Source organism: Paenibacillus sp. NN59 (assembly GCF_057597225.1).
The window spans coordinates 5,264,884-5,277,721 of sequence record NZ_CP199678.1; the positions used below are offsets into that span (position 1 = coordinate 5,264,884).

General features: G+C 47.0%; 12 protein-coding genes. 5 read left to right on the forward strand and 7 right to left on the reverse strand.

Features of this window, described 5'->3' with window-relative positions; translation table 11 throughout:
- Nucleotides 1–272 precede the first annotated feature (272 nt).
- Both ACT89M_RS22965 and pdxR read right to left on the reverse strand, forming a co-directional pair.
- A complete protein-coding gene (locus tag ACT89M_RS22965) occupies nt 273–1,058 on the reverse strand; it encodes an AraC family transcriptional regulator (RefSeq protein WP_090919385.1) in 786 nt (261 codons plus the stop codon).
- Nucleotides 1,059–1,118: 60 nt separating this feature from the next.
- Nucleotides 1,119–2,576, reverse strand: coding sequence for a MocR-like pyridoxine biosynthesis transcription factor PdxR (gene pdxR / locus ACT89M_RS22970; RefSeq protein WP_154891043.1), 1,458 nt, complete (start codon nt 2,574–2,576; stop codon nt 1,119–1,121).
- Between the two features lie 263 nt (nt 2,577–2,839).
- On the opposite strand from pdxR, the gene ACT89M_RS22975 reads away from it, so the two are divergent.
- The 3 genes from ACT89M_RS22975 to ACT89M_RS22985 all read left to right on the forward strand — a co-directional run bounded on the left by ACT89M_RS22975 (nt 2,840) and on the right by ACT89M_RS22985 (nt 5,271).
- Entirely contained in the window at nt 2,840–3,457 is a 618-nt protein-coding gene (locus ACT89M_RS22975; RefSeq protein ID WP_308723082.1) for a pyridoxamine 5'-phosphate oxidase family protein, read from the forward strand.
- Between the two features lie 165 nt (nt 3,458–3,622).
- Nucleotides 3,623–4,921, forward strand: a complete 1,299-nt coding sequence (locus tag ACT89M_RS22980; RefSeq protein WP_154891110.1) for an aminotransferase class I/II-fold pyridoxal phosphate-dependent enzyme — start codon at nt 3,623–3,625, stop codon at nt 4,919–4,921.
- Nucleotides 4,922–5,145: 224 nt separating this feature from the next.
- Entirely contained in the window at nt 5,146–5,271 is a 126-nt protein-coding gene (locus ACT89M_RS22985) for a YjcZ family sporulation protein (RefSeq protein ID WP_308723081.1), read from the forward strand.
- A 172-nt stretch (nt 5,272–5,443) separates the two neighbouring features.
- Here the strand turns inward: ACT89M_RS22985 and ACT89M_RS22990 are convergent, their stop codons facing one another.
- The 5 genes from ACT89M_RS22990 to ACT89M_RS23010 form a co-directional block, all read right to left on the reverse strand.
- Nucleotides 5,444–6,661 carry an ABC transporter permease gene (locus ACT89M_RS22990; protein ID WP_154891044.1) on the reverse strand — a complete coding sequence of 406 codons (1,218 nt, stop codon included), beginning with the start codon at nt 6,659–6,661 and terminating at the stop codon, nt 5,444–5,446.
- Between the two features lies 1 nt (nt 6,662).
- Entirely contained in the window at nt 6,663–7,415 is a 753-nt protein-coding gene (locus ACT89M_RS22995; RefSeq protein ID WP_090919407.1) for an ABC transporter ATP-binding protein, read from the reverse strand.
- A 25-nt stretch (nt 7,416–7,440) separates the two neighbouring features.
- The gene (locus ACT89M_RS23000) at nt 7,441–8,820 is read right to left on the reverse strand and encodes a DEAD/DEAH box helicase (protein ID WP_154891045.1); all 1,380 of its coding nucleotides are present in this window, start codon (nt 8,818–8,820) and stop codon (nt 7,441–7,443) included.
- Between the two features lie 430 nt (nt 8,821–9,250).
- Nucleotides 9,251–10,024, reverse strand: a complete 774-nt coding sequence (locus ACT89M_RS23005; RefSeq protein ID WP_090919414.1) for an SDR family NAD(P)-dependent oxidoreductase — start codon at nt 10,022–10,024, stop codon at nt 9,251–9,253.
- Nucleotides 10,025–10,082: 58 nt separating this feature from the next.
- The gene (locus tag ACT89M_RS23010) at nt 10,083–10,541 is read right to left on the reverse strand and encodes a chemotaxis protein CheX (RefSeq protein WP_090919417.1); all 459 of its coding nucleotides are present in this window, start codon (nt 10,539–10,541) and stop codon (nt 10,083–10,085) included.
- A 450-nt stretch (nt 10,542–10,991) separates the two neighbouring features.
- On the opposite strand from ACT89M_RS23010, the gene ACT89M_RS23015 reads away from it, so the two are divergent.
- Nucleotides 10,992–11,894 carry a LysR family transcriptional regulator gene (locus ACT89M_RS23015; RefSeq protein ID WP_090919420.1) on the forward strand — a complete coding sequence of 301 codons (903 nt, stop codon included), beginning with the start codon at nt 10,992–10,994 and terminating at the stop codon, nt 11,892–11,894.
- Nucleotides 11,895–11,926: 32 nt separating this feature from the next.
- On the forward strand, nt 11,927–12,736 hold the full coding sequence (locus tag ACT89M_RS23020; protein WP_308723080.1) for a histidinol-phosphatase: 810 nt from the start codon (nt 11,927–11,929) through the stop codon (nt 12,734–12,736).
- Nucleotides 12,737–12,838 lie beyond the last annotated feature (102 nt).

Here is a 12,838-nt window from a genome sequence, read left to right on the forward strand (position 1 = left end):
CTCCGGCAGGAACGCCAGTTCATTATAAGGTGTAGCCATCTCTCCAAACGTTAAAACCATACATCCTGCAGTTCTTCAACGGGTTTCAGCCGGCGCAGGCGTTTCCGAAAAATACTGCATCCCTTAATGGAATTTCTACGGCTACGAACCCGTCTTTTTCCGTTCATCATCACATGTTCCTCCTTGTAAGGTCATCTGGAATGCTAGTTACTTACCCTGGCCATCCAGCATTGAAACGTTGTGATGTTTGCAAACGAGACGCTGACATGGTTTTAACGAATCTCTGACGGACTTTTGCCCGTATATTGCTTGAACTGACGACTGAAGAAAAAGATATCCCGATAACCCAGTGCATCCGCAACTTCGGTCACGTTCATACCGGTATGCACCAGAAGATGTTCTGCCCGTTCAATACGCATACGAATAATATAGGACTGTACCGATGATCCGACAAGTTCCTTGAACTTGATTGAGAAATAACGCGGCGACAGACCGGCTCGCGCGGCCAGATCCTCTACGCGATGTGTAATTCCGGGATGCTGGCGAACATAATTCGCTACCTCCTGAATCACATCGGACAACTGATTACTTACCTTTTTCTCCACAGGTTCTTCCGTATCCGCACGCAGTAAATGGATCATCAACTGCTTCAGAATCAGCCTGCTCTCTTCATCACGTCCATACACATCGGACAAAAACAGCCTTACGTAACGTGCAAGTAAATGCTCAAACTCCACAGTCTCCTGCACTTCACGGTAAGACTGAGGCACATCCACAACAGGCTCGTCCACATCGAAATGAATATATGTAAGCACCAGTGGTTTCTGCCTGTTATGCGTTGCGCTTGTATGGTCTCCCGGACGAAACAGGAAACAGCTTCCTTTGCCAACCTCGTAAGGCTGATCATTCAGAATAACCGTGCCTTCACCGCTCCACACGTAAAATAAATCATAATTTTGCATCGGTTTTTCTCGCTTCTGCCACTTCCAGCCCGGTTCACAGACTATTTTGGCGACAGCGGGCAAAATTACAAATGATGACGGCGATGCCTGCAGCATGTCGCCACTCCCCCTTGACAGTTAATCTCTTTAAACACTTATCCCATTATACAGCGGAATTCACTGAAACGAAAATGTACACTTCTCCCACGCGGCTTGCATCCGCCGTATCCCTTCACGAATCTCCGCTTTTTCCAGATGAGCAAATCCGAAACATATTGCAGCATGCCCCGGAGTTAAGCGGTACTGCTCCACATCCCGGAACAAAACGCCCTCTTTATGAACCTCTCTGGTAAACCGTTCATAACTTGCTTGGTCCCCGTTCCAGATCGCATAAATGGTCAAACCGGCATCACCTGGTTGCATGGTGAAGGCTTGTGGCAGCCAACGATTCATCTCCTCCACAAAAAAGTCATGCCGATCCCCATATAGCCGGGTTAATCGACGTAAATGCCGCATATATCCACCTCGTGTCATAAATCTGGCTAGTGCACGCTGTTCCAGCAGCGCGGGTGACACCGGTTCATACAGAGCTTTGGCAGCCAGAAGTGGCTCGACCAGACTGCTTGGCAATACCGCATAACCGAGCCGGAACGAAGCAGGCATCGTTTGGGAGAAGGAACCGATGTATATCACGCGTTGCTCACGATCAAGCACCTTAAGTGGTTCAATCGGTCGTCCGCCCCAGCGGAATTCACTGTCATAATCATCTTCAACAATAACGGCATTTTGTTTTGATGCCCAGTTCAGTAAGGCCCGCCTTCGTTCCAGCCCTAGTACCGCTCCGGTCGGGAACTGGCGAGTCGGCGTGACAAATAACGTTTGTGCCTGCCAATCTTGCGGGATAATACCTCCTTCATCAACCTCAGCTGGTATCACTTCACCACCGCAGGATCTGACCGCATGCAGAATGCCTTGATAACCCGGACTTTCCAGCACCACCGGGCTTCCCTCGTGAATGAGTAATTGGGACAACAGCGTAATGCCTTGTATCGATCCACTGAACAGTACGATCTGGGAGGCTTCCGTTTGAATGCCACGTGTCCAGCGAAGATGTGCGGCAATCGCTTCCCGTAGCTCTGGATCACCGGCTGCACCATCTACATCTCGCCAGCCACTGCGATGAACCGCAGCGAGCGCACTTTTCCACTCGGCTTTTGGAAAATGTTCTGGCAGCAATCGCTGCATCCGAAAATTGACGACGGATTCCTGTTCCAGTTGAACCTCTTCACGTGAACGTTTGTGTTCTGCGGTTAATTCGCCAAGACGCTCTCCCCATGGAGATAAAGACAACACCGCTTCGCTATGATCGTTGTGATGCACGGACAAGGATTCCGTAACATAGGTTCCTTTTCCCGGATAAGCATGGACATATCCATCCGCAAGCAACATATCGTATACCTGGGCTACCGACCCGCGTGACATGTCGTACTGTTTCGCCAGTAAACGCGTAGAAGGCAACCGTGCTCCTGCTTCCAGTGTACCTGAATGGATCGCATCCCGCAGTGCGTGATATAACGCTTGATATTTGTATCGATATTGAAGCTCATAAGAATCAAGTGGCAGCCATAATTCCATGTGGTTCTCCCCCTTAACATGTCTTCTTGATCTTTACTTCTATGTTTACTTCTATCTTTTCCTAGTCTTGCTTCCTGCTTAAGATCATCTTTCATCCCAATTGGCCTATAAAAATGAATGTAAATTGGATCTATTTTACTGTCAATATTCGTTTTATGGTTATCTTCATGAAAAACAATACTGCAATCCTATTTCTGACATGTTCTAACGGTTTCTACATTCCGACATGTTCTAACACTTACTAAAACAATGGGGGAAATCACATGAGACGCAAAGAATTTTCGGTAGAAGAGGAACAGGAAATCATTACATTTTTGGACCAGTGCTCTTTTGGGTTTCTGGGTACCGTCAGCCCGGATGGAGAACCGAGAGTGACACCGCTGAATTTTGTATATATGGATGGTTGCTTTTATTTGCATGGAAGTTTAGCCGGGGAAAAAATGAAACAGATCAAACAGCACTCGTCCGTCAGCTTTACCGTGGCGGAGGAATTCTCGCTGATTCCTTCTTTTTTCAGTGATCCTGAACTGGCTTGTCCTGCAACCTCGTTTTTCAAAAGTGTCATGGCCTCCGGTCTGGCAGAGCGTGTAGAAGATCTTGATATTAAAGGCAAGGTACTGCAGCGGTTTATGGAGAAACTCCAGCCGCAAGGCGGTTATGTACCGATTGATGCACAAGACTCCCGCTACACCGGGCGACTCAAAGCTGTTGCTGTAGTTCGAATCGTACCGGATCGACTCAGCGCCAAGTTTAAATTCGGGCAGAATCTGACGCCTGAACGATTTGATCATATCAGCGGTGAATTGCATAAACGAAACGAAGGCCGGGATCATGAAACGGCTGAAATGATGCGAAAATATTGTCCGTACCATCAGGAGTAACACGCCAGATCCAGCCTTAAATTCAGGCTAATATTGCATTCTGACCCCGCGCAACAACGCGGTGAAGTGATATAACTGTCATATTGCGTAATTTCCGTGACGGGGCCATGTCAAGGTGTTATAATGTTAGGCAGTGAATCACAAAGACTTGGAAGGATGAAAAAAATGAATCCACTGGCTGAACAGTTGAACGAAAGTATTCAGGCCGGCAGCAGTCACGTCTACTCCATGCTGTCACAACTCGGCAAAGAAATTTATTTTCCAAAAGAAGGTATCTTAAGTCAATCTGCGGAAGCAGCAAGCTTGGCCAAGACCTATAATGCAACGATCGGTATCGCTCTGGAGGGTGGAGTGCCTATGCATCTTCCGGTGATTCAGGAAAAGTTGTCCGCATTCCAGCCGAAGGATCTGTATCCTTACGCGCCTCCTGCAGGCAAACCTGAATTAAGAACCGTTTGGAGAGAAAAGATGCTGAGAGAAACCCCTTCACTGGAAGGCAAATCTTTCGGAAACCCGATTGTAACGAACGCACTAACTCATGGACTCAGCATCGTAGCCGACCTGTTCACTGAAGAAGGGGACGCTGTTATATATCCGGATAAAAACTGGGAGAATTACGAGCTGACTTTCGGAATTCGTCGACACGGCCAGTTGATTCATTATCCATTGTTTGATGATCAATTGAACTTTAACAGCAACGGACTGCTTCAGGCGTTGCTTGCACAGAAGGACAAAGGGAAAGCCATTGTTTTGCTGAACTTCCCGAACAATCCGACAGGTTACACGCCAGGCGGCGCAGAAGCAGATGCCATCGTAGATGCCATTCGTCAAGCTGCAGAAGCCGGTGTAAATGTTGTTGTGGTTACAGATGATGCATACTTCGGTCTGTTTTTTGAAGATTCCATTCATGAGTCTCTTTTTGGTAAACTGGCCAATATTCATCCACGTGTATTAACGGTGAAGATCGACGGAGCAACGAAAGAAGAATTCGTATGGGGCTTCCGTGTAGGATTCATTACATTTGCTCATGAAGATGCTGCTGTTTTGCATGCATTGGAGCAAAAAACACTTGGTATTATCCGTGCAACGATTTCCAGCGGGCCACATCCTTCACAGACTTTTGTTCTGGATGCGCTGAAAGCACCGGAGTTTGAAGCACAGAAACAAGAAAAATTTGAGATTATGAAAGGCCGCGCCAACAAAGTTAAAGCAATCCTGGACAGCGGTAAGTATGGAGACGTATGGGATTATTATCCATTCAACTCCGGTTACTTCATGTGTCTGAAGCTGAAACAAGTCGGTGCTGAAGCACTCCGTAGCCATCTGTTGCACCAATATGGTGTGGGCACGATTGCACTCGGTGAATCCGATCTGCGGATTGCCTTCTCTTGTATCGAGGAAACAGGTCTGCAAGAACTGTTCGATACGATCTACCGCGGCGTTCAGGATCTACAGACGACTTAGCATATAAGTAAATATAACCTTCTAACTTTAGACGGTTTCAAAAATAGAATCCTTTGCGGCACATTGCGAAAGCTAATGTCATCGCCGAAGGGTTCTTTTGTTTTCTGGACAGAAGCCCAAAACATATATACACGGGCAGAGGCCCAATCAGCCTAACGCTATGGCACATAATATACGATGTACGCAAGGGCGTGCCAAACCATCACTCGAAAGGGGTATGACCCATGTCCCAAGTTGAAGATACAAGAGGCAGATACGGATACTGTGGCGTTGGAGGATTCACAAACATTGGTGCCATTCTCGTACTGTTCATCCTGCTCGTCATCATCACAAAATCCTTCCTGTACTAATACGCCTTCGCTATGTATACGCGCAAGACATCATGAGTTTACATCACACATCAAAAAGAAGGGTATTTCGGGACACAGCCCGAAATACCCTTCTTCTCTTGCTCCTACGTATAATTCACTTGTGATGAATAGACCTGAAGGCTTAGCGAAAGCTTAGACTACTTTGGTTCTTCTACTCGTCCTCTTCCTCTTTGAGCCATTTGCTACCCTGCGAACGACGCATCAGCACGATGACAAGTACACCAAGTATGAGTGCAATGCCTGTGATACTCAGTCCTTCCATTCCTGCTGCCAGCATCGGCAACCACATGAGCAATGCGGCTATGGCATGCAGTTGGAAGATGAAACCGAGCACCTGTGAACGGCGGCTCTCTCCTGAGATCGGATAAATCATGATCCAGAAGGATTCACCGTGACTGCGGCGCAGTACCCCCAGTTGAATGCCTGTAAGTAGCAGGAAGAACAGATATACCCCGATTCCGAAGTAACTGCCTGCCGTCCACCAGGAAAGCAACATACCCAGGATGATCAGACGCAGAACAATGGTGAATACTTCCGTTCGAATAAATGTCTTGGTCATGAGATATCGATAAGCCTGTCCCGCATTCCATGGAAGACCATTGCCCCATTTACTGAGCCAGCGGCGAGAGTTCACCTTTTGCCCGGACGATGGCACATCGACAAACCAGCCTAATGTACGCATGACTCTGCCTGCTTGTGTCTGCTCCACCTGAATCAGACGTTCCCAAGCGACTCGGTGTTTGACAGGTACACGCAGTGCAACGATATAAACAGCGGCCAGTAGCAACAGAAACCAAAGGCTTCGTAGCGGCGGTTGCCATAACCAGGCTGCAACGGCAAGGATAGCTATGGCCCAGCGGAGTATCCGATATCCTTTGGACGCCCCAGCTTGAACCATCCTCAGTTCTTGCCATGCACCGTAACTGGACAATACTTTCCATAACACGAGAAACAACATGGACCAGCCCAGTGGTTTGGCATCTACATCTGCCCTTACATAGAGTGGCCACAAGGTAAGAAATACAAAAAGTAACAACAGCATTTTATAAATTACGCCACGCACAAAGCTGTTTTTCAAATAATCCTGCATCCGGTACTCCTGCGGCCGCAAGAAGACAATATCTGCCGGAAGCAGATATGTACGATAACTGCTAAACAGTGCAAGCGGAGCCAGCAACAATAAAGCAATCCAGCGAATCGGAAATCCCGCAGGAATATTCTGTACAAAGGATGTATACCAAGCGGAGAAAGCGATGACGAGAAACAGAAATACCATCGCTACACCGCTCTGGATGACATAGCCCACATAAGGTAAAATTCCATTCCAAAAACCTGTCCGACGTTGCTTCCATAACAGCTTGAGATCCATACTAATCCCTGCCTTGCACGAGGGAATAGAACATGTGCTCCAGCGGTGTGTCAGGCTCTCCGAACTCCGTACGCAATTCGTTCAGTGTTCCTTGAGCAATGACATGTCCACGATGCAATACAATGAAGCGATCACAATAATTTTCAATCGTGGACAAAATGTGTGAACTCAGCAGAATAGAAGACCCGGCTGCTTTCATCTCCAGCATAAAATCAAGCAGTGAGCGAATCCCCAGCGGGTCGAGCCCCAGAAACGGTTCATCAATAATGTAGAGTGGCGGTCCTGCCACAAAAGCACACATAATCATGACCTTTTGGCGCATCCCTTTGGACAGATGTGTGGATAGACTTGTGCTTTTCTCATTCATGCGGAACAAGTTCAGCAGTTTCTCTGTCCGTTGTTTGAAATCCGCCTCGGACACATTGTACGCCCTCGCCGTAAATTCCAGATGCTCCATCACGGTCATTTCATCATACAATTCGGGAGATTCCGGTACAAAGGCCATCGCAGATTGGTAGATCTGTGCATCCTCATCCCGTTTTTTGCCCATTACCCGAACTTCTCCCTGTTGCGGAGTCATCAGACCGAGAATATGTTTCATCGTTGTACTCTTGCCAGCACCGTTTAATCCAATCAATCCGACCATTTCTCCGCGGCCTACTTCCAGATTCACGTCATGAAGCACTGGCCGTTTGGCACTGTAACCACCACTAAGCCCGCTGATTTGCAGCACAGGCGATTGAACATTTTCCATCTATCCCTGCACCCCTTTCATCCGATTATTCCTCAGAGCGCGGCGCTCTGTCTTTGCTCCACTTGGGTGCTCCCTTGTTTTTGCGGTTCTGGTCGCTATCTGTGCGGCCTCCATTGCTACTCGGCTTGCCGCTTGCGGGACGCTGACCCGAATTCGAAATGGTTGCTCTCGTCCCTGGTTTCCGGTTCCCCTGAGCTGGTTTGCGATCACGGGACTGTCCCGGTTTCCGCGAGAACGAATGCCCTTCAGGACGCGTATCTGGCCGCGGATCAGCCACCAACACTTTACCGCCGAACAGCGTACGCTCCTGCAATTCAATGCCGAGTTCGCGAGCGAATTTACGCATGATGAAAATTTGCGTTTCATCGACGATGGACAATACAATTCCTGAACGTCCCATTCGGCCTGTCCGGCCTGCACGATGAACATAGTGTTCTGAGTCAAAAGCAGGGTCATAGTTGATGACCATTGGCAAACCTTCAATGTCCAGTCCTCTTGCCGCCACCTCGGAGGCGATCAGCAATTGAATTTTGCCGTTACGGAAGGCGGCGAGTACGTTGCTGCGAGTCACTTTGTCGGCATCTCCGTACAGCGCAGCTGCGGACAGCCCGAGGTGATTCATTTTTGCCTCAACCTCACCGATGTCCTCCGTTGCATTCACAAAGACGATAGCGCGATCCGGGTTATACTGTCTAACAAGACGACGCAACATATCGATCTTGTTGCGGCTCTCTTCCACAAAATAATAATGTTCAAGTCCGGCAGCCGTCGCACGATCCGGTTCAATACCGATATGAACAGGCTCTTTCATCTCGCGCTTTGCAAGTGTAGCCGTATGTTCGTCAATTGTAGCTGACAGGAAGATTAATTGACGGTCGCGCAGCGCGCTTTTCAGCACAAATTCCACGTCACTTACACCGCCGAGCTGAAACACCTGATCCGCTTCATCAATAACAATCGTCGATACATTGTGCATTTTTAGCTTTTTAAGTGTGATCAGTTCCTTCAACCGTCCAGGTGTACCAACAACCAATTCTGGATGTTCACGCAATTTCTCAATCTGACGTTTCACGGCAGCGCCGCCAATCAGACCTTGCACACCGATGCCACGACCCGTACCGTAACGCTGAGCCTCACGTACGATTTGCATTGCAAGTTCCTGCGTTGGTGCAATAATCAGTTTTTGGGTTCCTTTAATATCACTTTTAATGGATTGTAGTAGTGGTAGCAGGTATGCCAGCGTTTTGCCTGTTCCCGTCTGCGACTTGGATACGACATCCTTGCCTTCCAATATAACTGGAATCGTCTGTGCCTGTACCGGGGAAGGTTCGTTAATGCCGTGCTCAGCTAGCAATGCTCCCAGATCCTCTGCTACGCCAATTGATGCAAAAGTTTGATTCGTCATGTATTCCATCCTTTAAATTTATTCGTTTTGATGATTTACAGGCTCAATTTTTTCTTTACACTAAACACTTCGATAGCAGAATCACATTCCGATCACTGTTATCCCCAGATTTTTTCTCTCCCTTATATTAAGGAGAAATCCGGTGATATGCGTATGCTTCCGATGCAGCTTTCTTTCAGAAAGCTTTCAGGCGACCGCTCCGCTTCTCCAGGTTCTTTCTGCTCTCTCCGTTATCGTGTAAATATATCATTTCGCCTATAAACCTGCTTGTACGCTTAAAACAAAGCCTGTCATCACATTATCTTTCATTATATGCGAAAAAAGCCCGCTTACCAAATCTTATTGCCGAAATGTTCAAGTCTGCGCAAAAAAAAGAAAAGCCCCTCGGCGGAGCCCTTCTTCATCCGATATATAGTGCACTCGTTACATTCTACTTCTGATTCATTACACCGTGTGACAAGCGGTCAGCCAGTCTAGGGAACAACTGATACAGCCAAATGCCCGCTGACGCCAGCCGTGGCAGATTCACTTCTTCCTTACGTTTCTTCATGGCGCGAATCATGTGGCCCGCTACATTCTGTGGTGTCAGCATCAGCCAGCGCACATTGTTTACGTAATTCCCTGAAGGATCGGCACGATCAAAAAACGGTGTATCAATGGGACCTGGATTAATCGTCGTCACTGTGATGCCCGTCTTGCGCAGTTCCTGACGTAAGGCATTGCTGAATCCAAGTACAGCATGCTTTGTAGCCGTATAAGAGGCTGATTTGGCAGTACCGATTTTGCCAGCCATCGAAGCAACGTTTACAATTTGACCTTTGCCCCGTTCCAACATATGTGGAAGCACTGCTTTGGTACAGCGGACAATGCCCATATAATTCACGTCCATCATCTCATCGAATTCTTGTACAGACATGTCTGTCATGGCAGCAAATTTTCCGTATCCGGCATTATTCAGCAAAATATCGATTCGTCCGTATTTATGTAACATCGCATCTACAGCCGTCTGAACCTGCTCACTGTCTGTAACATCCAGCGTAAGCAGTTCATGCCGCCCCTGTAGTGAAGCACCAATCTGATCCAGCTTGTCCCGCGAACGGGCAGCCAAAATCGGGATGGCTCCTTCCTCGATCAGCATTTGCGCGCAGAGCGCACCGATTCCACTCGATGCTCCTGTTATAAAAACAACCTGATCTTTCAGCATGGTTGATGTCCTCCCGTAATAAAACACATTGGGCCTCATGAAGGCCTATGCTTCTATTTTACGAGATCATCACCTGAATATCCATCTGTCCAATCCCATCCATCAACAAAGGAATACTAAGCGCCTTCGTTGCAGTAAATGTGGCTAAAATTTCAGATTGCATAACCTGAGGAGGCGTAATATCCACGACAACGCCTTGGTTGGACAGGATTGTACTTGCATTACCACTGATCATGTTACCGAGCTCCGAGATCGCACTTTTACTCATATCGTCCATCTCGGTGATGACAAAACCACCCATCATAGCTGAAACAATTTTCAAGGCCACCGTTTCTTGTATACCAAAAACAATATTTCCGCTCAACTGCCCCGTCATTCCAATCACGATCCAGACATGGTCAGCAATGTACTCTACATTCTTGACGCCAAGATTCCCGGTGGAAGGCGAAACCTGGATGAGCTGTTCAAAAACGTTGCGTGCAGATTCCAGGAATGGGTTAATTACTTCCGCTTTCACTGTATATGTCCTCCTCACACTGGGTTATTGGTCACACACCAAAAGTCCCATATTCATTAAATTTATTATACTTTATCACGTACGAGAATTCATTAAGAATTCAGGAAACCTTGTGTACTATAATTTATCGTCATTAGAATAGCAAATGTTTATAGCTGTTTTTGTCGCTTTACACTTTTGGAAAGAAATATTATTCCCTCATTGACACTGTAAAAAGAAACTAGGACTTTTATACCGGTTATGTATATAGTTAAAATTTTAAATTTTAGCTTGGTTCACATTTATTCCATATATTTAGTCCGTTAGTCTACTTTCAAATAGGCATCTGCCCTTCATTGCTCTGATCTCCGTAATCCCCTATAATTTAAGATAAAAGAAACATAACCCGTCACGGAATTCACTGCATGACACATAACATACAGAGGATATTTTGTTGCAAGGAGGCCGTATATGAACATCAGCCAACTCGAAACGCTGATTACTATTTCCAAAACGATGAGTTTCCGTAAAGCGGGAGAACTTCTTAACTTGACACAGCCGGCTGTCTCCGCTCAGATCAAAAGTCTGGAAGATGAATTCAACACCGTGCTTGTCGATCGGAACCAGCCAGTAACCCTCACAGATCGCGGACAGGTTTTTCTGGAACATGCTGAACGGATGCTCGATATTGTAGACGAGTTGAAACAAAAGCTGTCCGACCTTGATGAAACGCCACAAGGACGTATTGTACTCGGAACAACAACGTCCATTGCGATTCAAATATTGCCCAGGGTGCTCTCTTACTTTCAGGATCAATTTCCACTCATTAAAACAAGCATACAATCTCTGCCTTCCGCGCAGATTTATACACAGGTCGAGAATGGTCTGGTGGACATCGGAATTGGATATCTGACAGAACGGAACCCTAACCTTAGTACATCCGTGCTATACTACGATACATTTGAACTTGTTGTTTCCCCTTCCCACCCGCTGGCGAAGAAAAAACATGCCGCGGTTGATGTACTGCGGAGCACACCTCTGATTCTCCTGTCCCCGGATACGGTTGGGCGTCGGTTTACGGAAGCCGTTTTCAAAAAATATAACATCGAACCCAATGTTGTCATGGAGTTGTCGAGTAGTGAAGAAGTGAAACGAATGGTGGAGATTGATCTCGGTGCAGCCATTATCTCCAAACAATCCGTTGCACAAGAGCTGCGGCAAGGTACACTCCGAATGATTCCTTTAAGTGAGCTTGAGGTCAGCCATCCTGTAGGTGTCATCTATAAATCCAGTCGTTATCTGAATTCCGCGATGCATCAGTTTCTGAGTGATCTCAAAGGCATGCCAGAGACTCAATTTATTAGCTCGGAATAAAAACATAGGCTAAGAAAGGGTAGGGATTCCATATGAAATTTGATCTTCATACACACCATTACCGCTGCGGTCATGCGGACGGCAACATCAGAGATTACATTGAAGCAGGCATTGAGGCAGGACTTCAGGCTATTGGAATCTCGGATCACACCCCTTACTTTGGCAGTGAACTGGAGCAGGCGCATCCACGAATTGCGATGGGTAAATCCGAATTACAACATTATGTAGCTGAAGTGCTCGCGTTAAAAGAAGAATATGCCGGAAAAATTGACGTTTTGCTTGGAATCGAATCCGACTACTTTCCAACACATGCTGAATTGTACCGGACAACTCTGGGACAGTACCCGTTCGACTATATTATCGGTTCCGTGCATCACACGGAGGATATCAGTATTTTCAACAAAACTCGCTGGAACGGACTAAGCAATGCTCGCAAAATTGAAGTGAAAGAAGGCTACTATGCTTTAATCGCAGAATCGGCCCGTAGCGGCATGTTCCAGATTCTTGGGCATATCGATGCGATGAAAGGCAATTATCCACCGTTCTCCGAAATTATTGCAGACCATGCGATTGACGAAGCTCTCCAGGTGATAGCCGGTGCCAACGTTGCGATTGAGATCAACACCTCGGGCAAAACCAAGCTTAGTGGCGGTTGGTACCCTTCCGATGCTATTCTGGAGCGTGCCAATCACTACGGTGTAAAAGTGACATTTGGTTCAGACGCTCATATCCCGGGCCGGGTAGCAGACGAGCTTGACCTTGTGCGCACACGTCTGCGGGAGATCGGTTTCACCGATTGGGTGTATTTCAAACAAAAGCAAATGCAAATTGTTCCTCTATAAAAGCTGGCGAAACACAAAGATCCCCACGTAGCATGAACTAAGCGTGAGGATCTTTTCTTTTCTTTTCTTTTCTTGTTTTATCTGATTCCCTAGTAGATTGAG